Origin of the sequence: Flavobacterium sp. MFBS3-15, assembly GCF_026107645.2 — a bacterium.
Lineage (GTDB): Bacteria > Bacteroidota > Bacteroidia > Flavobacteriales > Flavobacteriaceae > Flavobacterium.
The window spans coordinates 101,083-120,884 of sequence record NZ_JAPCHV010000009.1 but is presented as its reverse complement, the minus strand read 5'-3'; the positions used below and the strand labels follow the sequence as shown (position 1 = coordinate 120,884).

Sequence of the window (19,802 nt, the reverse complement as noted above, 5' to 3'; positions counted from 1 at the left end):
ATGCTGTTTTTTATAAGTGGAGCAAATTTAAGGATTTGTTTTAATAACAAAGAGTTTAGCTACGAAAGTTCTGCCGCGCTCAGGTTTTACATCGATTTCACTATCAATGCCAAGCAATACCGCGTAATTTGCCGGAACTCTAATAATTGAATTATATAAAATTTGTTTCATTATTGTATATCCTGTACTTGCGGTATATTTTATGCTGAAAGGACTATCAAATTTCATATGCCTGTTTTTCAATCAAATTCTGATTATATTTGGAAAAATTTCAGCAAATGATAAAGAACTTTGCCCTAACCATATTCGGATTGCTATCTATATCGGCATCTTTTGCCCAGTCGCATCTTGAAGAACTGCAACAGATCGCCGACTCTGAAATGAAGTCGGCCTACGCAATCAGCCGCTTCACTGCCAATGAAAATACCGGTGATTACGACGTTACTTACCACAACCTTCATTTTACGGTTAATCCCGCCAACCAGTTCATAACAGGCACTGTTACCACTAACTTCATTGCAAAGGACGACATGTCATCCATAACTTTCGACCTTACCAACCAGCTGACTGTAAGTTCTGTAACAAAAAACGGCAACAGCGTCGCTTTTACCCAAAATAACAACGACGAATTGATCATTACCTTCCCGACAATACAGCCTGAAGGCACTACGGGTTCGGTTACCATAAATTATTCCGGCGTTCCGCCAACCGATTCGGATGCTTTTGTGAGCGATGAGCATAACGGCACCCCTATAATCTGGACGCTTTCACAACCTTATGGCGCCAAAGACTGGTGGCCCTGCAAGCAGGACCTGAACGACAAAATAGAAAGCATTGATGTGTACATTACCGCGCCATCGCAATATGTGAGCGTATCTAATGGCGTAGAGCAGTCGCAGGTAGTAAGCGGAAGCAATAAGACAACACATTTTCACCACGGTTATCCCATACCGGCATATTTAGTTGCCATAGCGGTGACCAACTATACCATATACACGCAAACGGCAGGTACTGCACCCAACACCTTCCCGATAGTAAATTACTTTTACCCGGAAAATGCCACAACGGCACAATCGCAGGTGGCGGTAACAGTGCCTATCATGAATTTTTATGAGCAAACTTTCGGGACCTACCCCTTCCATGAAGAAAAGTACGGGCATGCCCAGTGCGGCTTTGGTGGTGGCATGGAGCATACTACGGTATCGTTCATGGGCAGTTTTGGGAGGAACCTCATTGCACACGAGTTGGGCCACCAATGGTTTGGCGACAAAATAACCTGCGGCAGCTGGAAAGACATCTGGCTGAACGAAGGCGCAGCTACCTATCTTTCCGGGTTGGTTGTTGAAGAACTGGACGGCGCTGCAAGCTTTCGCGACTGGAGGTACTGGACGATAGATAACATTACCTCGCAGCCGGGAGGCAGCGTGTACCTGACCGATGCCGACACACTGAACGTAAGCCGCATATTCAGCAGCAGGCTGTCGTACAACAAAGGCGCAATGGTATTCCACATGCTGCGCTATAAGATGGGCGATGCCAACTACTTCCAGGCATTGCGCAACTATCTTGCCGATAATGACCTTGCCTATGCCAAAACGCCCGATCTGCAATCGCACCTTGAGGCTCAGTCCGGCATGGACCTGGATGAGTTTTTCAACGACTGGGTGTACAGGCAGGGTTATCCTACTTATAACATAACTACCACCAGTGGCCCGGGCCCTGCAACGGTTACTATTAACCAAACGCAGTCCCACTCATCCGTCACCTTTTTCGAGATGCCGGTAACAGTGCGGTTCACATCTGACAGCGGTGCGACCTTTGATGCCGTGCTGGACAACACCTATAACGGGCAGCAGTTTACCGTAACATTACCCTTTGAGGCAGAAAGCGTTGAATTTGACCCCGAACACCATATCATATCAAGAAACAACAATATTACACTTAAGAGGGATGCTGTAAGCCCGCTTGCTGCCATAAAGCTATATCCTAACCCTGCATCAGCCCTGCTATCTGTAGAAGTGCCCGAAGGAATTTTGGTAAGTAAAGCCACGTTCTACAACACCCTTGGACAACGCGTGCTGGAAGCAGCTGAAGGTACTTCATGGAATGTTTCGCAACTGGCTACCGGGATGCATTTTGTAGTTCTGGATACTAATGCCGGCAGTGTACAGATGAAATTTATAAAGGAGTAATCCACGCGCTTTAGCATCAAAAAAGTAATCCGACTCCTGAATTGATTTATTGTTACAAATTGGTTTAAGCCTACTACATCTTGCAAGGATTTTTCTTATCATCATGAATAAAGCTGAACCGGTCGCCTTCCTGCTGCCCTTTTAAAAAGTTTATATCAGCAACAGGTTTTAATCATAGTAATAAGTCTGCACAAAAGGTAAAGTAAATCTTGAATCGTCTACGATAATAGTATTAATACGCCCGTCAATGTATTCATAATCATATTGTACACTTGCCGGATTGGCACCCGGGGTTATCGAGTTAGTTGATACCGTATTGTATTTGTAAAAAGTTGGGTCAGTACCATTATCATAATTAACTATATATAGATTCTGTATCCCTGTAATCTTACTTAATGGATTGATTTCTTCAGTATCAAAAGTCCAATTTGCTGTAAACGCAACAAAATTACCAGCGTCTATACCCTCATATTTCATATTTGAGTCGCTGAGATAGGTTAATTTTTGCATACCCGGGCTGTCTGGTCTACTGATTTTTATCACATCGTTATTATTTTCTGTTTCATGGGAATATAAAACTGTGAAGATTACCTCTCCGGTCGACCGCGACTTTCGTTCCTCTTTTATTAATTTCGAATCGGAATTGTAGTGGTATACATTATACTCATCCATTAATGTCAAAGGCACCAAATTGCTTCCTGAATAATGATTAATTTGTGTGATAAGGTTATTTGTATACACAAATTCATGTCTGCTTTTTTCCACATAAGAACTGGTGCCGGACATGAATTCCCTATCCCATGTTTTAATTTTTAGCCCATCGTAATCAAAAGTATGATTTACAATACTAGCGCTTGAACTGGAATTTTCTACTCTTATTCTTTGCGGTAGGTTAGCAGCGTCTTCTGTATTTTTATTTGTTCCGGAATCATCAGAGCATGAAGCAAATAAAATTGAAACAAGCAAAAATTTAAATATTTTTTTCATTTGGTAATTATTATGTTTATTATAATCTCTTTCTAAAACATTCGCCCTCAGATACATTGATGGTTCCATCCGAAGTTATATTGGCAGGACTTGCGGTATAGTTATGGATGCCGGGAGGAACCCTGCCAATCCAAACAACCTGCATTTGCAATCCGGGTTTCATGCTGGTTCATAATTAACCTATTGCTATTTATCCTTAAACCTGTCCCGGTTTATTACTATTCGCCCAATGCTTTTAGCAAACTGCAAACCCACAGCTTCCCATTTATTAGTATATATCATAAGCGTATAGGCACTCACTCCGTCCCGGTAACTCGCAAGATGCTGCCCCGAATCGTTGCATAAAATCCCCCATTGTATGTCAAACATCTGGCCGGCCTGGCCGGCTTCGGTAGCATACTGAAATTTTCCGGTGCCGTCAGCATTGAGCTGTGTCACCACGTTAGCACTCCCGTCAAAAGTATAGTTCCCGGCTATGTTAAAAGGTACTTTTTGGGTGATGTACCCCGTTCCACCTGTAGGCAGGTCAATGGCACGCAGGTTTTTTTTATCAAGTTTAGGCAAATCCAGCAATAAGTTCACCACTGTAGCTTTTCCGTTACTGTGAATTTTATAGCTGCTGTCGGATTCGATGGTAATATAGTCTGCACTGCTCTCAGAAACATAGGAATTGCCATTTTTTATATACTTTGTTTCATACTTTCCGGCATACACCGTTACGAGTACATCATTTTTTAATTCAGCGTATGTAGTTATGCTGGCATTCGGATCGGAAGCATAAAGGCCCGGCTTAAGCGTTTGTGCTTGCAGGCCGTAACATCCGGCGAGAAACAAAAGTGCCAGCAGGTAGAAGGTGAAGTTTTTCATATCTGATAGTTTATAGTTAATATTCGGGGAAATAAACGAGTCAAATCATAATTATTTGGCCAACAAACTTATAAACTAAGCATGAATCAGAAAATACCTATTAAAGGGTATTTTTTCCATTACGCAGAACGTAGCCCCGGCCAGCTATAAAAAAACCATCCTGCAAACAGAATGGTTTTTTATAATGATTACTTTTTAAGCGAGCGCTACCAAATCTTTACCCTCTTATCAGGAGCCACATACATTTTGTCTCCCTCCTTTATCCCGAATGCCTCATAGAAAGCATCTACGTTTTGCAGTGGCACATAGGCGCGGTACATTCCAGGTGAGTGCGGGTCGGTTTTTACCTGGTTCTTTATGGCTTCGTCGCGCATCTTGGTCCTCCAGATGGTGGCCCATGAAATGAAAAAGCGCTGCTGCGGCGTGAATCCGTCAATCAGTCCGGGGTTGCCGTTTTTCTTCAGGTGCAGGAGCAGGCCGTCGTAAGCGGCATTCACCCCGCCAAGGTCACCAATGTTTTCACCCAGCGTAAATTTGCCGTCAACATAAATGCCGGGCAGTGGCTGCAATGCACTGTACTGATCGGCCAGTGCGCCGCCAAGGCCTGTAAATTGTGCCAGGTCCTCATCGCTCCACCAGTTAACAAGGTTGCCGTCGGCATTGTAGCGTGAGCCTGAATCGTCAAACCCGTGCGATATTTCGTGGCCGATAACTGCACCAATGCCTCCATAGTTCACCGCTTCATCGGCCCTGTAATCATAAAAAGGCGGCTGCAGTATTCCGGCAGGGAACACGATCTCATTATTGGATGGGTTAAAGTAGGCATTCACTATTTGCGGTGCCATTCCCCACTCGGTCTTATCTACAGCCCTGCCCAACTTTTCCAGGTCACGCTGCCATCTCCAGCGCGATACGTTCTTCATGTTTCCAAAAAAAGTCCCGCCATCTTTCGGTGCCTGTATCGTCAGGGCCGAATAATCCTTCCATTTGTCCGGATAGCCTATTTTCACTGTTAGCTTACGCAGCTTCTTTATGGCATTATCCCGGGTAGACTGTGCCATCCAGGGTAAGCGGTTGATGCGGTTCTCGTAAGCCTGCATTACGTTTTGTATCATGACTTCTGCCTTGGCCTTGGCCTCGGCAGGGAACTTTTTCTCTACATAGAGTTTACCCAGCGCTTCGCCTATTGTACCGTTAATGGTCTGCAACGCATTCTTGTCGCGGGTCTCTTCCTTTAATGCGCCCCTCAGGGTTTTACTGTAAAATTGCCAGTTAGCAGTTTCAATGTTTGTAGAAAGCTGTCCGGAAGCCCTGTTGAGCAAAGTCCATTTCATGTAGGCTTTCCAGCTGTCCACATTCTTTTCGGCAAACATTTTTTCGAGGCTTGCCATATACTTGGGCTGTGACACAATCAGTGTATCAATCTTTGGTATGCCTACAGTCGCTAAATAATTTTCCCAATTGATCGATGGTGTGACGTTTTGCAGGTCGGCCACCGTCATGGGATTGTAGCTTTTTCTTCGGTCGCGGCGCTCTACCCTGTCCAGGCGTGGCTGAGCCATTGCAGTTTCAAGTTCAAGTATCTGTTTTGCAGCAATTGCGGCATCCTTTTCTTTATAGCCAATATACTTCAGCATGCGAGCCACATGGGCTACATACAGTTCGCGTTTTTCTTTAGAGTCGGCATCATCAGACACATAGTAATCCCTGTCCGGCAACCCCAGGCTTCCGGGGCTTACCGACACTACATTGCGGTTACTGTCCTTCGCATCGGTGCCTATGTACACACCAAAAAAGCCTATTCCTCCTTCCGGTTCCATTTCCATAAGCAGTGCCTGAAGGCTTTTTATGTCCTTAACCGCATCAATTTTTGCAAGATACGGCTGCAATGGCTTGATGCCGGCTTTATTCCGCGCTACGGTATCCATAATAGTTTTGTAAAGGTTGGCCGCTTTGCCCTGATCAGTATTTGGTGCAAGCTTTTTGTTGGCGGCGGCCTCTTTCAATATGGCAAGGGCATCGTTGTTTGTATTTTCCCTCAACTGGTCAAAACTGCCCCAGCGGGTTTTGTCGCCCGGAATTTCAGTCTGGTCAACCCATGTGCCATTTACATAGCGGAAAAAATCGTCGGCAGGCCTTACCTTTTTATCCATGTAGGACAGGTTGATGCCCGGCTTTTCCTGCTTATTTTCCTTGGTTTGTGCGCTTGTTGCAGTTGCAGCTAAAACAGCAGTAACTGCCAGCGCTGTGTTCAGGTAAAATTTCATTGTTTATGTTTTCGTTGTTTTGCTTGTTTCACAAAAATATAGCGTAACCATCAAATACCTTTCCGAAAAGTGTTAAATGTGGTTTTACCCTATCACCTTTATATCTGTATAATGTCAAAAATGCCTTATATGTTCTGCGTTGTTCGTAATTTTGCAGAAATTTTCACCCATGCTTGCCTTCTTCAAACGCTATAAAATCTTTTTCATCGTACTTGCATTGCTATCCGCTGTGATATTGGCGCTTTTCTATACAGCCCTCAAGCCTAGGAAAGTCCTCAAAGTGTACAACCCGGCAGATGTAAACCCTGAGATGGTCGACTCCATGGTGCAATACATCAACCGTAACCACCATATTGCCGACTTTGCCTTTACCAACCAGAATGGCAAAACCATAACCCAAAAAGACTACGAAGGCAAGATATATGTGGCCGACTTCTTCTTCACCACCTGCCCCAGCATTTGCGTGCCAATGGGAAATAACATGGCATGGCTGCAGGAACAGGTTAAAAGCATGCCCGACGTAATGTTGCTCTCGCATACCGTGATGCCAAAAATTGACAGCGTACCGGTACTAAAGGCCTACGCCGAAAAGAAAGGCGTTATCGACAGCAAGTGGAACCTCGTCACCGGAAACGAAAAGAACATTTATTACATAGCGCGCCAATCGTATCTGGCGGCTAAGACGAACACTTCTGCCGAATTATATGACATGGTGCACACCGAAAATTTTGTGCTTGTTGATAAAAAAGGGCGTATCCGGGGATTTTATAATGGGACGCTACTTGACGAAGAAGCCCCTAAAGGCGAAAAGAATGTGAAGCAGTTGCTGGAAGATATAAAGTGGTTAAGGGAAAACGAATAGCTTAATTCACAGCCTACGCCTCAGTTTCTGCAATACCGGATTGAAAACTGTGACTTAAACTGTAAACTGAACAATATTTCGTAGCTTTGCAATCTGAATTTATTCTAAATAAAAGTATTGAAAACCACTCTAGCCAGTCTCAAAAAAGGGCAGAAAGCAACGATTACCGATTTCAATATCGATGCTATTCCGCTGAAGCTGCTCGAAATGGGCTGCCTTCCCGGCAATATTGTTGAATTATTACAGGTAGCTCCGCTGGGTGACCCAATATATATAACTGTAAATGACAGCCACGTGGCCATCCGCAGGGAAACCGCCATTGAAATTGATGTGGAACTCCTGCAAGAATCTTTGCTTTAAATGGCCGAATCCCTAAAAATAGCACTTATCGGCAACCCAAATACAGGGAAAACCTCTGTATTCAATCACCTTACCGGCCTCAACCAACAGGTGGGCAACTACCCCGGCATAACTGTAGAGCGCAAAACCGGAAGCTGTAAACTGCCCGGGAATGTTAAGGGCAACATTATCGACCTGCCCGGCACCTACAGCCTCAACGCCAGTTCCATTGATGAGAATGTGGTGATTGAACTGCTGCTCAACAAGACTGATAAAGATTATCCTGACGTTGCCGTGGTAGTGACTGATGTTGAGAACCTGAAGCGCAACCTGCTTCTGTTTACACAAATAAAGGATTTGGAGATACCCACAATCCTCGCAATCAATATGGCTGACAGGATGGATAAGAAGGGCATTAGCCTCGACATTCCCTATCTTGAAAGCCGCCTTAATACAAAAATAGCCCTGATAAGCTCGCGTAAAGGTACGGGGATTGCAAACCTGAAGGAGCTTATTGTAAATTATACAAACCTTTCTACAGAGCCATGCCTGCATGCCTCGTCTATTGACACTGAGTATTTCGGGAGGCTGCGTAAAGCATTCCCTAATGAATTGCTCTACAAGCTATGGCTTCTCATAACCCAGGATGCTAATTTTGGGCTCTCTCACAAAAACGAGCTAATGGGCACGTCGTTTACCAAAACACGAGCAGACCTAAAAAGGCTTCAGCAAAAGGAGACTATAAAGCGTTACCAGTTCATCAACGATGTATTGAAGGTAGGCCAGGTGATCGACAATTCCAAAGCCAAAGACCTACGGGCACGCCTTGACAGGGTGCTGACGCATAAAGTATTCGGTTATGTCATTTTTCTTGGCATTTTGATGCTGATATTCCAATCCATTTTCTCGTGGTCAGAGCTACCAATGGGGCTTATCGAGGATGGCACGGCCTGGCTCTCCAACTTTGTGGTCGAAAATATGGCCCCGGGCAAATTATCTGACCTTCTGGCCAATGGTGTCATTGCAGGGATTGGCGGGGTTGTCATCTTCATCCCGCAAATAGCTTTTTTATTCCTTTTCATATCCTTACTCGAGGAAAGCGGCTACATGAGTCGCGTTGTATTCCTTATGGACCGCATTATGAAGCCTTTTGGCCTTAGCGGGAAAAGTGTGGTGCCGCTCATATCGGGCACAGCCTGCGCCATTCCGGCAATTATGGCGGCAAGGAATATTGAGAACTGGCGCGAAAGGCTCATTACCATACTGGTCACACCGTTTACCACCTGCTCGGCAAGGCTACCGGTGTATATCATACTGATATCGCTCATCATTCCCGAAAATACAATTGCGGGCATCTTTAACCTTCAGGGACTTACACTGATGGCGCTGTATTTACTGGGCTTCCTCGGAGCAATCATGGCTGCCTGGATACTCAATAAGATTCTGGACACCAAACACAAAAGTTTTTTTGTAGCCGAAATGCCCAATTATAAACTACCGTTACTAAAGAATGTCAGCCTTAACGTACTCGAGAAGACGAAAGCATTCGTATACGGCGCAGGAAAGATAATATTGGCGCTTTCCATAATTATTTGGTTTCTCGGCACACACGGCCCGGGTGATGATTTTGACAATGTGGAAAAAATCGTTGAGGGACAGGAGTATAAATTGCTTACTCCAGGAGAACCTGACGATGCTGTGGCCGCCTATCAACTCGAGCATTCATATATCGGAATCATGGGCAAAGCCATTGAACCAGCCATTCGTCCATTGGGATATGACTGGAAGATAGGCGTTGCCATTGTTTCATCGTTCGCTGCGCGTGAGGTATTTGTGGGTACGCTGGCTACCATCTACAATATTGGCAGTAGCGGAGAAAAGGAAGATGATGTTACGATACGGCAGCGCATGGCTGCTGAAATTGATCCTTTAACAGGGAAAAAAGTATTCAATTTTGCCACTGGCATATCATTGCTGCTGTTTTATGCGTTTGCAATGCAGTGCATCAGTACACTGGCCATCACCAAAAAGGAAACCAATTCCTGGAAGTGGCCCCTTATCCAGTTATTCGGAATGAGTACTTTTGCTTATATAGTTTCATTGATTGCTTACCAACTACTTAAGTAATGGATATACAAAGCATCATAGCGTACATTCTTGTCGCCGGGGCGGCAGTGTTCCTGGTAAAGAAATTCTTTTTTAAAAAGAAAAAGAAGAAGGATTGCGGGGATTGCGGTTGTGGTTGAATCCTATTCCAGCGACAATCCTTTAAGTCTACCCCAACGCCACATCCAGCATCATCATCACGACAAAACCGCCGATGAAGCCCAGTGTAGCAATATCAGTATTTTTGTCCTGCTGTGTTTCCGGAATAACTTCCTCTACAACTACAAATATCATGGCCCCAGCTGCAAAAGCCAGCGCATAAGGCAATAAAGGAGTAAAAAATGTTACAGCCACAGCGCCCAGCACGCCCGCAACAGGTTCCACCAATGCGGAAGATTGCCCATACATAAAGCTTTTTCTACGGCTCATGCCCATACGCCTCAACGGCATGGAAACAGCAATGCCCTCGGGAAAATTCTGTATGCCTATGCCTATGGCCAGCGTTAATGCCCCGGCGATGGAAGCCTCGGGGATTCCTGCAGCCACACCTCCAAAAAGCACACCTACAGCAAGACCTTCAGGTATATTATGCAAGGTAATCGCGAGCACTAAAAGAGTTGTGCGCTGCCAGGGTGTTTTGGTCTTTATTCCTTCAGCTTCGGTTTCCTTAAAATTGATATGTAGGTGAGGCAACGCTTTGTCGAGGCTAAAGAGAAATATTGCGCCGAGTACGAAACCTACTGCTGAAGGAATTACTTTTACAAAACCTTCCCCATCACTCATCTCTATGGCCGGAGCCAAAAGGCTCCAGTAGCTCGCTGCCACCATGACCCCGCCTGTAAAACCCAGCATGCCATCAAGCATGGTCCGGTTCATCGACTTAAAAAAGAAAACAAGTGATGCCCCCAATGCTGTCAGGAACCAGGTAAACAGTGTGGCATACAACGCCGCGAGTACGGGCGGGATGCTTTCGAAATACTGCACTATGCTATCAAACATACATTAAACAGGTTTTACAAACAGGTTGGCGGCAATTTTATTGGAAACGGTAACATCCTTATTTTCAAGGCGCACGGTAAGCGACATGTCGAAATCCTCCTTGCTGATAATCTCTATGGCGGATCCGAGGGCAATCTGCTGCTTATCGAGGTATTGCAGGAAGGGCGGAGAACTGTCTTTTACACCAACACAAATTACCTTTCTGCCTACGCCAATTTCAGATAAAAGTTTTTTATCCATCTTGGCAATCTTGCCATTGCGGTCAGGTATTGGATCACCATGCGGGTCCTCGGTTGGGAAATCGAGGAACTCGTCGAGCTTGTCAGTCAGTTTTTCGCTTTTTATGTGCTCCAGCTGCTCAGCCACATCGTGTACCTCATCCCACGAGAAATTAAGCTTTTCAACGAGAAAAACTTCCCACAGGCGGTGCTTTCGCACAATCATCAGGGCGGTAAACTTACCTTTATCGGTCAGTTCTACGCCTTGGTATTTTTTGTAGTTGACCAAATCCTTATCTGCCAGCTTCTGCATCATGTCCGTTACCGACGACGGCTTACTTTCCATCACATTAGCAATGGCATTGGTAGTAACGCCCTTGTCGGCATTTTGCGAAAGATGGTAAATTACCTTGAGATAGTTTTCTTCAGAATAAGTCATTAACACCAAATTATAAACAAATATAAAATAATTTTTAGGTTAGCCTAAATATTTGAATTATAAAATTGTGCTAATGTTGTTAAGAATACTATTCCAGGAACAGCGCTTTCAGCTCGGTGGCGTCGTGCGGACTCATTTTGCCGGCAAGCACAAGGCTCAGCTGTTTCCTGCGAAGGGCAGCATCAAAGCGCTGTTTTTCGAGTTCGGTTTGCGGTTCGATAGGCGGCACCTCAACAGGTCGGCCGGTTTCATCCACAGCAACAAAGGTATAAATGGCCTCATTGGCCTTAGCCCTTGTCCCCGACTCACGGTCTTCCGTCCATACATCAATGAAAATTTCCATCGACGACTTAAAGGTACGCGATACCTTAGCCTCAACGGTCACCACACTTCCCAACGGGATGGCGCGGTTAAAAGCGACGTGATTAACCGATGCCGTTACCGTAATGCGGCGCGAATGCCTGCGTGCGGCAATGCTGGCAGCACGGTCCATGCGGGCAAGGAGCTCACCCCCGAACAGGTTGTTGAGCGGATTGGTTTCGCCGGGTAGCACCAGGTCGGTCATTATACAAGCGGAATCGGAAGGATATTTTGGCTGCATCGGTTTTTTTTTAGCAAAGATAGGGCAGATAACAGAAAAATTCGATTGGATGGCTAATCCTTTTTGAAATGAAATCCAATAAAAAATCCCCCTTGCGGAGGACTTCAATTATAATTCTTTCAACAGCAGCCAGGCTTCGCTGTTTTCTGTCCGGCGTATTTCCTTCATTTTTTCGTGGGCTTCTTCACGGGTGGCATAGCTGCCGTAAATTACCGGGTACAACCCAAATTTGTTCTTCCCGATCACACGTGCCTTAAAGCCTTTTTCAACAAGCCGGGCGGCCGCTCTTTGTGCGTTGGCCTCGCTGCTAAAAGCGCCTCCCACCACATGGTAGGGCATTACGATATATTCTTCCTTAACCGGAAGGGTAACCGCCGGTAACGGGTTGTGTATTAAAAAAGTAGACTGCTGTATTTTCTGCTGTACTTTTTCCTGTACGGCATTTTCCACCACAAGCGTTTGCATTTCTATCTGGTTGTTGCGCCAGGCGATAAAGCCTGCACCGCCAACGCCTGCCATAAGCACCACTGCCGCGGCATATTTCAGGTAAGAATAACTCCTTCTTCTTTCAGGAGTGAAGGCAACAGGCGCCAGTTCCTCTATGGCTTCGGCCTGCTGTTTGTATTCTTCGCGTTTTATGGAAGGCGAAACTACAGTGCTGAGCCCAAAGGCATCTGCAAGGTAATTGATAGGCGTATCGGGAGTAAAAACAAGGCTGCCCTCTATATTGTACACCATGGTGCCGAGGTTTTTTATGCCCAATATTTCCCTGCGGCCCAGCTTGTCCTGCCATAAGGCTACCGCCTGCTCAATGTTGCTAACTGCCCGGTCGTAAGAAATTTTTTCCTGCAATGCGATATGGTTGGCCAAAAGCCCGTCATTATTTTTTAAATTCGCATTGAAGGAAATTAGTTTTTTGGGAGGATAGAACGTATTGGCCGCTGTATCCAACTGTGCCGTGCGGATCTCTGTAAGGAAAGCGCCAAAGCCCGGAACGGTAACGCACTGGTAGCGATATAATAAAGCCGATATGTGTTTTTCTATCATCATAGAAACAAAATTAACCATTCGTGGGTGAAACAAAAATTTTATCCACAAATTTTATTAACAATGCCAAAATGATTATTTAACCGCCTGTAAACACTTTTTGATGACTGACAATGAATTACTTACTACCCTTACCCTTCTCCGTGTAGAGGGCGTGGGCGATATCGTGGCCAAGCGCCTCATCAACCACCTCGGTTCTGCCGAAGCTGTTTTTAAAGCTAAAAAATCACAAATCACTGCCATTGAAGGCATCGGCGAGATCCTTTACAACAACCTTAAAAATACTGCCATTTTCGCATTGGCGGAAGCCGAGCTGAAATTCATAAAAAATTCAGGCATCAGGCCTCTGTATTATTTAGAATCCGATTATCCCGAAAGGCTGCGCCACTGTATCGATGGGCCTGTGCTGCTGTTTTCGTCGGGCAATATCAACCTGCAATCCAAAAAAACCATCAGCATTGTCGGCACCAGGCAAATGACATCTTATGGGGCAGACTTCTGCCGTAAGCTCATCGAAGACCTTGCGCCGCTGGAGCCCGTCATTATCAGCGGGTTTGCCTATGGTGTGGACATACACGCGCACAGCATTGCCATGGAGCAAAACCTCCAAACCATTGGCGTGGTAGCGCATGGCCTTAACCAGGTGTACCCCAAGCCGCATAAAAAATATGTATCAAAGATGGAGGAGAACGGCGGTTTCTTAACCGAATTCTGGAGTACGTCCAATCCCGATAAAGAGAATTTTGTACGCCGCAACCGCATTGTAGCCGGGTTATCGGAAGCTACGATCATCATCGAAAGCGCCGATAAGGGCGGGTCGCTCATTACCGCCAATATTGCCAACGACTATAACCGCGACGTTTTTGCCGTGCCGGGCCGCGTGACCGATAAATACAGCATGGGCTGCAACAACCTGATAAAAAGCCAGCGTGCCAACCTGCTTACCGATGCCGCCGACCTTATTTACATGCTCAATTGGGAACTGGAGGAGAAGAAAGCCAAGCCGGTGCAAAAGCAGCTTTTTGTAATGCTGGAACCCGACGAGCAAAAGGTGTACGACTTCCTCCAAAAGAAAGGAAAAGAGCTCATGGACATTATTGCCCTGGAATGCGAAATGCCGGTTTTCAGGCTTTCTTCTTTGTTATTGACGATGGAGCTGAAAGGGGTCATACGGCCGTTGCCGGGGAAATTGTTTGAGGCGATATAGTCAGTTTTCAGTCGCAGTCGCAGTTTTCAGCAAGACTACACTAAAAGAAGGTAGCCCAAAGGTTTTGAAACTTTTGGGCTGTTATATATTGTGAAAACTGTGACTGCGACTGAAAACTACATTGGGGCCTGGTATCCCATCTTCTCCCTCACTCTGCCAAGTACGCCATTGGCCACCGCCGAAGCTTTATCTGCGCCTGCCTTCAGGGCTGTGTCTACTTCGTCAAGGTTATTCATGTAGTAGTGGTACTTTTCCCTTACGTCTTTGAATTTCTCTACGATAAGTTCATACAGCGCCTGCTTGGCATGGCCGTAGCCATAGTTGCCGGCAAGGTAATTAGCCTTCATGGCTTCAATTTGTTCCGGGGTGGCGAGCAGTTTGTAGATGGCAAATACATTATCGGTGTCCGGATTTTTAGGGTCTTCCAGTGGCGTGCTGTCCGTCTGGATACTCATCACTACTTTGCGCAATGCCTTGTCATCAAGAAAAATATTGATGGTATTGTTGCGCGACTTGCTCATTTTCTCTCCGTCAAGCCCGGGCACTATTTTGGTTTCTTCGCTGGTAATCGGCTCAGGCAGTACAAAGGTTTCTCCCATCTGGTGGTTGAAGCGCGAAGCCACATCGCGGGTTATTTCGATGTGCTGCAGCTGGTCCTTCCCTACCGGGACGAAATTGGCATCATACAATAGTATGTCGGCAGCCATAAGCATCGGATAGGTAAATAGTCCCGCATTTACATCTTCCAGCCTGTCGGCCTTGTCCTTAAACGAATGTGCCAAAGTTAATCTTTGGTAAGGAAAAAAGCAGCTCAGGTACCACGAAAGCTCTGCGGTTTGGGGCACATCACTCTGGCGGTAAAAAACTACCTTGTTAATGTCAAGCCCGCATGCCAGCCACGTTGCCGCAACGCTGTAGGTATTCTCGCGAAGTGTTTTGCCATCCTTGATCTGCGTAGCCGAGTGGAGGTCGGCAATGAAAAGGTACGATTCGTTCTTCGGGTCGTTGGCCATTTCTATGGCGGGCAGTATTGCGCCCAAAAGGTTGCCTAAATGCGGGGTGCCGGTGCTTTGTATGCCGGTAAGTATCTTTGCCATTATCGGTAATCTAAATTTTCACAAAGGTAACGGTTTTGGGTAAAAATAAAGGATTGAATTCTTACATTTGGCAGGTATGAAAATAGTGCAGTATATTTTATGGACATTGTGGCGCATATGGTTTTACATCCTCATGGGTGTGCCCATTATCGTGCTTTCGCCCTTGCTCATACTCTCCATCCTTTCCGAGAAAACATACCCGCAGTTTTTTATCCTGGCAAGGCTTTGGGCAAAAATCATTCTTTGGGGGATGGGCCTGCCGTACCGAATAGTGCGCGAACAGCAGCTTGAACAAGGCAAAAGCTATATGCTGGTGGCCAACCACACCTCGATGACCGACATCATGCTGATGCTTGTCATCTCAAAAAATCCATTCGTTTTTGTAGGTAAAAAAGAGCTGGTAAAGATCCCCATCTTCGGCTTCTTTTATAAGCGCACCTGCATTTTGGTAGACCGCAGCAGCTCCAAGAGCCGTTTTGAGGTTTTTAAACGTGCGCAGGCACGGCTCAACCAGGGGCTGAGCATCTGTATATTTCCCGAGGGTGGCGTGCCCGACGATGAAAATGTAATTTTGGACGAGTTCAAGGATGGAGCATTCCGCCTGGCCATCGAGCACCAGATACCCATTGTGCCCATGACCTTTTACGATAACAAAAAGCGGTTCTCGTTTAAATTCTTCAGCGGATCTCCCGGGCTGATGCGTGCCAAAGTGCATGAGTTTGTAGGAACAGAAGGTCTTAGGCTGGACGATAAAAAAGACCTGAAGGACAGGGTGCGGCAGATTATTTACAAGGAATTGCTGAAAGACCAAAAGTAAACGCTTAGTGCGAAGGTATGGCCGCAATGAGCTTCTTCGTATATTCCTTTTGCGGATGGGCATATAGAGCATCGGCTTCATTCATTTCCTCAATTTTCCCTTTGTTCATCACCAGTACCTGATCGCTCATGTATTTTACCACGGCAAGGTCGTGCGAAATGAAGATGTAAGTAAACCCGAAGTTCTCCTTCAATTCGTTTAGCAGGTTGAGCACCTGCGCCTGTACCGAAATGTCGAGCGCAGAAACGGACTCATCACATACAATCAGTTTTGGCTGCAGGGCAATGGTACGCGCTATCCCAATACGTTGCCTTTGCCCTCCTGAAAACTCGTGCGGATAGCGGTTGAAGTGATCTTCTCCCAAGCCAACGCGGTTCAATATCTCTATGGTTTTAGCCCTTCGCTCTTTATCGTTTTTGTAGAGCTTGTGCACCTGCATTGGCTCCATGATAGCTTTTCCCACAGTAATGCGAGGGTTAAGCGAAGAATAGGGATCCTGGAAAATGATTTGTATCTCTTTGCGTAACGACCGGACTTCTTTATGAGACAATTTTGTGAGGTCTTTGCCTTTATATAAAATCTTGCCGGCAGTGGCTTTGTCGAGCTGCAATATAGCATTACCCAGTGTTGACTTCCCGCAACCCGATTCGCCTACAAGGCCCAGAGTCTCTCCTTCATAAATCTTAAAGCTCACATCATCTACCGCAGGGAATTTTATGTCCTTGCCAAACAGCCCGGCATTGGAAACGTACTCCTTTTCAACATTGATAACTTCCAGTAATGGCTGTTTTCCGTACAGTTGTTTATGATCTTCGCTTCGTTGTGCGGGTGTTATCTCTTCAGGATTTACGGCATCATTGAGGTAATCCTGTATGGTAGGCAGCCTTTTCAGCCGCACATCCAATGATGGCCTTGAGCTAATGAGCGCCTTCGTGTAGGTATGCTGCGGGTTGGTAAATATTTTTTGCGAATCGCCCTGTTCCACAATGTCGCCACGGTACATTACCAGAACCCGGTTGGCAATTTCCGATACCAGCGAAAGGTCGTGCGATATGAACAGGATACTCATGCCCGTTTCCTGTTGCAGCTCTTTCAGGAGCAGGATGATTTCCTTTTGTACCGTAACGTCGAGCGCCGTAGTGGGTTCGTCGGCAATCAGTATTTTGGGCTTGCAGGCAATTGCCATCGCAATCATTACGCGCTGCTTTTGCCCGCCCGATATTTCGTGTGGGTAGCGATTGTATATTTTTTCAGGATTAGGAAGCTTCACCTTTTCAAACAGTGAAATCACCCACTCCTTTATTTCTTTTTTTGATAAATTGGTATGCTCTGATAATATTTCCTCCACCTGGTATCCGCATTTCAGCGACGGGTTGAGCGAACTCATAGGCTCCTGGAAAATCATCGCAATGTCGTTGCCCCTCAGGTTGCGCAGTTCTTTTTGGCTTAGGGCCGAAATGTCCCTGCCGTCAAATTCAATTGTTCCTTCGGTAATTGCCAATATGCCCTTAGGCAGCAGCCCCATCACGGCCAGGGAGGTGACAGACTTGCCTGACCCCGATTCGCCTACGATGCCCAATATCTCGTTTTGCCCCAATGAAAAAGAAGCATTTTTTACAATTGACGCCCACTGCCCGTCCTTTTTGGCAGAAATGGTAACGTTATCAAGATGGAGCAAGGGGTTGTTCATGGAGTAAAAATACTAAAAAGTCATCAGTCTCAGTCACAGTTTTCAGTAAGAGTGATCTGTAACTGTGGCTGAAAACTACACATGTATTATCTCATTTTCCACCAGCAAATCTTCGCGGCGGAAGCGCAGCAGTACCTGTGCTACGGCTATCACATCCTTTTCGCAGTAGGTAACGATACGGTCGATATCTTTTTCTATGTGGTATACAACGCCCACCTGGCTACCGTCGATGTCGCCTTTTGGGGAGGGGATGCCGAGTATTTTGGTCAGCAGCTTTAACGAGGTAAAACTTTTATAGTCGCCGAATTTCCAAAGTTCCATGGTGTCGAGGTGCGGCACTTCCCATGGCTTTTTGCCGAATAGGTTTAGCTTGGGCGGGATGGCGATGTTATTAATAATCATACGGCGGGCAATGAACGGGAAGTCGAATTCCTTGGCGTTATGCCCGCACATGATATGCTGTGGCTGACTGAAGTGGTTGTTGAGGAGGTTGGAGAAATCATGGAGTATCTTTGCTTCTTCCCCGCAAAATGAGGTTACGCGAAAATGCCGGATGTCTCCCCTGAAAGTGAAATACCCGGCGGAGAGGCACACGATCTTCCCGAACTCGGCCCAAATTCCTGCCCGGTCATAAAATTCCTCAGGTGTAAATTCGTCCTTGCGCTGGTAACTGGTTTTCATGGCGAAGAGCTCCTGCGTTTCCTCATCCAGCAGCCCGAAGTGCTTTTGTTCCGATACGGTTTCTATGTCGAGGAAAAGAATATTTTCCAGTCGTACTTTTTCGATCATCGTTTCGCTTCCTGCAAGGTTACTTCATATTCTTTACTTCAGCCTCTTCTATCGTCATGGGCAATGCGTTACCCTTACCTTCGTTGGGTTTCATTTTACCCATCATTTTATAGGCCTCATCCACATATACATAAAAATCATTACTGTGTGCATCGGTGGTCGTCTGCAGTCCTTTAATATGCCCCAGCCTCACGATAATGATATTATCCTCGGGAATCACAATCACAAACTGCCCCAAATGGCCACGCATGTAGTACATTTTTTTGCCGAGATAGTCATTTAGCCAAACACCATATCCATATTGTGGCGATTCTTCAAACTTTGGCGCGGTCATTTTTGCTACAGCAGCACTGTCCAGTATCTGGTTGCCGTTCCAGTTGCCCATATGCTCGAACAGTTTGCCAAAGCGTGCAAAGTCGCGGGCATTGCTGCCGATGCAGCAGTATGCTTTTTCGATACCGCCCTCATGGTCGATCTGCCAAAGCGCGTCATTTTCCGCACCCATTGGCTGCCAAAAGTGTTTGGACACATAATCGGACAGATGCTCACCCGTTGCCTTTACAATGACCATAGCGAGCAGCTGTGTAGCGCCGCTCACATATTCGAACTCAGTGCCCGGCTCCCGGACGATAGGCACATTCAGTACCGTTTTTTCCAGCTCATCGCCAAAGTAGGCGCGTGTGGTTACAGAAAATGCACTGCTATACTGCTCGCCCCAATCCATCCCGGTTGACATGGACGATAGGTCACCCACCGTAAGTTTTGCGGCCAAACCTTCTTTATATTCCGGAAAATAGTCTGATACCGGCTGGTCCAGGCCTTTTATCTTACCCTCCATTATCGCCTTAAACATGGATGCTGTGACTACGGTTTTCGCCATGGAAAAGGAGTTGGATTTTGAATCCTTGCCATAGCCGTCATAATAGCTTTCGTGCCAGATGCTGTCATTCTTTATGATGAGATAGGCCACGCTACCGAGCTCCTTGTGTACTTCCTCAAGCCGATTTGTGGCTTTCACTTTATTATAGTCTTTGTGCATGGCCCACGGCTTTGCTATCCCTTTTTTAATCTGGCGGTTCTCAAAATAGGTGTAATCATCCAGGTAGGCAGTGGTCTTGCCATTGAGGTATACCACCCGCACCGCCTTGAAGAGGTAATCGACATCAAAAAGATAAGCCAGTATGATGATGAAGGAAATGATGATGGCGAACCCAAGCAGGAATTTTCGAAGGAAGTTCATGAGCGATTGATTAATGGATTGCTACGAATTTAAAGAAA

At 46.0% G+C, this 19,802-nt stretch carries 19 protein-coding genes; 7 read left to right on the top strand and 12 right to left on the bottom strand.

The features are described from left to right. Nucleotides 1-27 precede the first annotated feature (27 nt). Entirely contained in the window at nt 28-228 is a 201-nt protein-coding gene (locus OGH69_RS09775; protein ID WP_265174278.1) for a hypothetical protein, read from the bottom strand. A 50-nt stretch (nt 229-278) separates the two neighbouring features. Here OGH69_RS09775 and OGH69_RS09770 point away from each other — a divergent pair, with 50 nt between their 5' ends. Beyond that, nucleotides 279-2,192: a M1 family metallopeptidase gene (locus OGH69_RS09770; protein WP_265174277.1), complete on the top strand. Its 1,914-nt coding sequence runs from the start codon at nt 279-281 to the stop codon at nt 2,190-2,192. Nucleotides 2,193-2,360: 168 nt separating this feature from the next. Here the strand turns inward: OGH69_RS09770 and OGH69_RS09765 are convergent, their stop codons facing one another. The 3 genes from OGH69_RS09765 to OGH69_RS09755 form a co-directional block, all read right to left on the bottom strand. Next, the gene (locus OGH69_RS09765) at nt 2,361-3,248 is read right to left on the bottom strand and encodes a hypothetical protein (protein ID WP_265174276.1); all 888 of its coding nucleotides are present in this window, start codon (nt 3,246-3,248) and stop codon (nt 2,361-2,363) included. Nucleotides 3,249-3,365: 117 nt separating this feature from the next. Further along, nucleotides 3,366-4,046 (bottom strand): hypothetical protein, encoded by a 681-nt coding sequence (locus OGH69_RS09760; RefSeq protein ID WP_265174275.1) that lies wholly within the window; start codon nt 4,044-4,046, stop codon nt 3,366-3,368. A gap of 206 nt (nt 4,047-4,252) precedes the next feature. Next, the gene (locus OGH69_RS09755; RefSeq protein ID WP_265174274.1) at nt 4,253-6,313 is read right to left on the bottom strand and encodes a M13 family metallopeptidase; all 2,061 of its coding nucleotides are present in this window, start codon (nt 6,311-6,313) and stop codon (nt 4,253-4,255) included. A 169-nt stretch (nt 6,314-6,482) separates the two neighbouring features. Between OGH69_RS09755 and OGH69_RS09750 the strand changes: the two genes are divergently transcribed. The 4 genes from OGH69_RS09750 (at nt 6,483) to OGH69_RS09735 (ending at nt 9,760) form a co-directional block, all read left to right on the top strand. Continuing rightward, nucleotides 6,483-7,175: an SCO family protein gene (locus tag OGH69_RS09750; protein WP_265174273.1), complete on the top strand. Its 693-nt coding sequence runs from the start codon at nt 6,483-6,485 to the stop codon at nt 7,173-7,175. 117 nt (nt 7,176-7,292) lie between these two features. Continuing rightward, entirely contained in the window at nt 7,293-7,535 is a 243-nt protein-coding gene (locus tag OGH69_RS09745) for a FeoA family protein (RefSeq protein WP_265174272.1), read from the top strand. Further along, on the top strand, nt 7,536-9,641 hold the full coding sequence (gene feoB / locus OGH69_RS09740) for a ferrous iron transport protein B (protein WP_265174271.1): 2,106 nt from the start codon (nt 7,536-7,538) through the stop codon (nt 9,639-9,641). Further along, entirely contained in the window at nt 9,641-9,760 is a 120-nt protein-coding gene (locus tag OGH69_RS09735) for a FeoB-associated Cys-rich membrane protein (protein WP_265174270.1), read from the top strand. Before feoB ends, OGH69_RS09735 begins: the two co-directional genes overlap by 1 nt. A 28-nt stretch (nt 9,761-9,788) precedes the next feature. Here the strand turns inward: OGH69_RS09735 and OGH69_RS09730 are convergent, their stop codons facing one another. The 4 genes from OGH69_RS09730 to OGH69_RS09715 form a co-directional block, all read right to left on the bottom strand. Beyond that, nucleotides 9,789-10,619 (bottom strand): ZIP family metal transporter, encoded by an 831-nt coding sequence (locus tag OGH69_RS09730; RefSeq protein WP_265174269.1) that lies wholly within the window; start codon nt 10,617-10,619, stop codon nt 9,789-9,791. Between the two features lie 3 nt (nt 10,620-10,622). Beyond that, a complete protein-coding gene (locus OGH69_RS09725; protein WP_265174268.1) occupies nt 10,623-11,276 on the bottom strand; it encodes a metal-dependent transcriptional regulator in 654 nt (217 codons plus the stop codon). Between the two features lie 88 nt (nt 11,277-11,364). Beyond that, the gene (locus OGH69_RS09720; protein WP_265174267.1) at nt 11,365-11,877 is read right to left on the bottom strand and encodes an acyl-CoA thioesterase; all 513 of its coding nucleotides are present in this window, start codon (nt 11,875-11,877) and stop codon (nt 11,365-11,367) included. Between the two features lie 108 nt (nt 11,878-11,985). Further along, nucleotides 11,986-12,927, bottom strand: a complete 942-nt coding sequence (locus tag OGH69_RS09715; protein ID WP_265174266.1) for an HU domain-containing protein — start codon at nt 12,925-12,927, stop codon at nt 11,986-11,988. Nucleotides 12,928-13,027: 100 nt separating this feature from the next. Here OGH69_RS09715 and dprA point away from each other — a divergent pair, with 100 nt between their 5' ends. Then, complete coding sequence (gene dprA, locus OGH69_RS09710) at nt 13,028-14,131, top strand: DNA-processing protein DprA (RefSeq protein WP_265174265.1); 1,104 nt, start codon at nt 13,028-13,030, stop codon at nt 14,129-14,131. A 116-nt stretch (nt 14,132-14,247) separates the two neighbouring features. Here the strand turns inward: dprA and trpS are convergent, their stop codons facing one another. Then, nucleotides 14,248-15,228 carry a tryptophan--tRNA ligase gene (trpS, locus tag OGH69_RS09705; RefSeq protein ID WP_265174264.1) on the bottom strand — a complete coding sequence of 327 codons (981 nt, stop codon included), beginning with the start codon at nt 15,226-15,228 and terminating at the stop codon, nt 14,248-14,250. A 76-nt stretch (nt 15,229-15,304) separates the two neighbouring features. Here trpS and OGH69_RS09700 point away from each other — a divergent pair, with 76 nt between their 5' ends. Continuing rightward, nucleotides 15,305-16,045 carry a lysophospholipid acyltransferase family protein gene (locus OGH69_RS09700; protein ID WP_265174263.1) on the top strand — a complete coding sequence of 247 codons (741 nt, stop codon included), beginning with the start codon at nt 15,305-15,307 and terminating at the stop codon, nt 16,043-16,045. A gap of 4 nt (nt 16,046-16,049) precedes the next feature. Here the strand turns inward: OGH69_RS09700 and OGH69_RS09695 are convergent, their stop codons facing one another. The 3 genes from OGH69_RS09695 to OGH69_RS09685 form a co-directional block, all read right to left on the bottom strand. After that, the gene (locus OGH69_RS09695; protein WP_265174262.1) at nt 16,050-17,735 is read right to left on the bottom strand and encodes an ABC transporter ATP-binding protein; all 1,686 of its coding nucleotides are present in this window, start codon (nt 17,733-17,735) and stop codon (nt 16,050-16,052) included. Between the two features lie 75 nt (nt 17,736-17,810). Further along, complete coding sequence (locus tag OGH69_RS09690) at nt 17,811-18,524, bottom strand: 3'-5' exonuclease (RefSeq protein ID WP_265174261.1); 714 nt, start codon at nt 18,522-18,524, stop codon at nt 17,811-17,813. A 19-nt stretch (nt 18,525-18,543) separates the two neighbouring features. Next, complete coding sequence (locus OGH69_RS09685) at nt 18,544-19,764, bottom strand: serine hydrolase domain-containing protein (RefSeq protein WP_265174260.1); 1,221 nt, start codon at nt 19,762-19,764, stop codon at nt 18,544-18,546. Between the last annotated feature and the right edge of the window lie 38 nt (nt 19,765-19,802).